Origin of the sequence: Wolbachia endosymbiont of Drosophila barbarae (assembly GCF_044752445.1) — a bacterium.
Taxonomy (GTDB): domain Bacteria; phylum Pseudomonadota; class Alphaproteobacteria; order Rickettsiales; family Anaplasmataceae; genus Wolbachia; species Wolbachia pipientis.
Genome location: NZ_JBIXJM010000034.1, coordinates 1 through 2,199, shown reverse-complemented (window position 1 = coordinate 2,199; position 2,199 = coordinate 1). Strand labels below are relative to the sequence as shown.

General features: G+C 32.2%; 2 pseudogenes. Both read right to left on the bottom strand.

Going from position 1 to position 2,199, the window contains the following annotated elements:
* A pseudogene (locus ACIPNH_RS00410) lies at window positions 1-1,250 on the bottom strand (DEAD/DEAH box helicase); the annotation flags it as partial.
* Between the two features lie 9 nt (window positions 1,251-1,259).
* Window positions 1,260-2,199, bottom strand: a pseudogene (locus ACIPNH_RS00405) (hypothetical protein); the annotation flags it as partial.

The window sequence follows — 2,199 nt, the reverse complement described above, 5'->3', positions numbered from 1 at the left end:
GATTGAAGATTTTTAGAGGAACTTAAAAAGTCAACAAAAGTTTCTAGAAAAACTAATTCTTTTTCAGCAGAATCAATATAGGCAACTATTTGTTCCAAGCACTCTTTTTTAAACCGACTTATGAAAACTTTTTCATCTTCTTTCCTAACCAATTTATAGTGCTCCATTAAAAGGGTGTAATACTCAAGTTGGTTTAAAGGATTAGGAATCTGGCTAAAACCCTGTATGTCATCTAGTGAATTAAAAATTTCTTGAATAACAGTACGGCTTTTACTTTCAGTCAGTTCTTTTAGTAAATTTGTTGTTTCTTGTAGCCAAAGCCTTGCGCAATATTTTATATATTTTCTCTCAATATAAGCATTGTCAATAGTGCTAAGCGATCTATGAAGCCTTTCTTCTATATAATCTTTAACTTGTACTAAATTACTTCTATACTCTTTAACTTCTTTGCTAATAATATCTTTTATCTCCTGTTTCTTATCACTATGTTCCTTCGTTGCATTTACAGTTTTTTTGAGATTGTCACTAGTTCTCTTATATCGTATACTCAGTGCAGGTTGGCCAGCCAATTGATACACTTGACCTAAATAGTCAGACTGCTCTGCAGTAATGAAAGTATTTTTGTACTCAGGTACAGTAATTGCATCTTCTAGCATATTAATGACTTTTAACAGCTGAATATTTTGAATCCGCTGTCTATTCTCAGCAGAGCATTGTTGCAAAGGAACCTGATTTATACTACCTAAAACAATACATAATTTTGTGTACTTTTTGAATTTATTAAAAGTGCTATATTTTGTCAGCAGATCTTCTTGCTGCTCATGTATTTTCTTTACTTTTGTCAAAAACTTTTCAGCATCATTCTTTAATTCTTTTGTCCTGTCTGAATAGCCTTCTCCAGAAACTTCAGCAAGCTTCTCTAAACATTTTTCTAAACATTGTTTTACGCTTTCTAAGTTAACCTTATATTTATTAAACAGCTCATCATTATAGTAGCACGCAAGGTTATAATAGTGGTAAGCTAAACGCTCATAATACTGTGAATAAGACCAAGAATTAGTATTTTCTCTTATGTCCTTCCTTAGCTCTCTATACCGTTTATTTAATTCTTCTGACACGTTTGCTAGCCAAGGCTCATTTCCTACCCAACTCCCCAAAGAATTTAAATACTGAATAGCTTGCTCAATATTCAAAACAGAGCTTACATTTCTTCCACTGTCACTAATCTGTTGATTTTGAACATTAAACATACATAACTCCTACCTATTTTGTTGTCTACTTACTGCTGGTTCCACAGATGGCTGATCTATATTAGTGCTACATTCTTTTTGAAAAAAAGATTCAAGAAAATCCATCGTTGTCTTATGATTACTTTCTGACTCTCTAATTCTTTTTTCATTGTTTGAGCCTTTTTCTTTTACTTTTTGTTCTCTGGATTTATTCAAGCTTTCATAATTTATAGTAATTTCTTTTTCTTCTTCTTTTAGAAACTCAGCATTTACCAAATGTTCTTTACAGAGTATCAACTCATAACTACCCTTATTATCTTTACGTGCAGTTCTACCCTTAATCTGTGTTTCTTCTTTTATATCAAGTGAAAAGAATGTCTGTATAACATGCACCCCGCCGCTATTTTCTACAGCAACACTAGCCTTAAAATCAACACCACGACCCATACCTCTTGTTGCTAGCGTTACTGTTTTTGCAATACCTGCCTCATCGATGTACTTTTCTTTGGTATGCTCTTCCGTATTTTCTGTTAATATGTGTAAGCGATCAAATTTACCGAAGAATTTTTCTTTAAACTTTCTTATTTCTACATCTGTATCAAAAAATATTAACACTGATTGTCCTGAACCAACCTTAGAGTTTGCACGATTAAAAATTTTACTGAGCCATTCTTCTTCTGAATTCTGAGATGTAAAATTTTCACTTGAATTAAATTTCAAATGAGAGTCACCAAAAAAAGATGGCATGATGGAATTTTCTCTGATGTTATAAGATTTTCTTACCGCTTTTTTTTCATGCTCATCTAGCGTAGTCAAGGTACCACTTACTCCTAAGATAAGAGGATATTCCTTAGGCAATTCTGCATAAGACACTTTGCCACAGCCTATATTCAAATACCCATAATTTTTACAATCAAAGTCTTTTTTCTTTAACCTAAAGTAATTAAATACGTTGTAATAGCTGCAATAA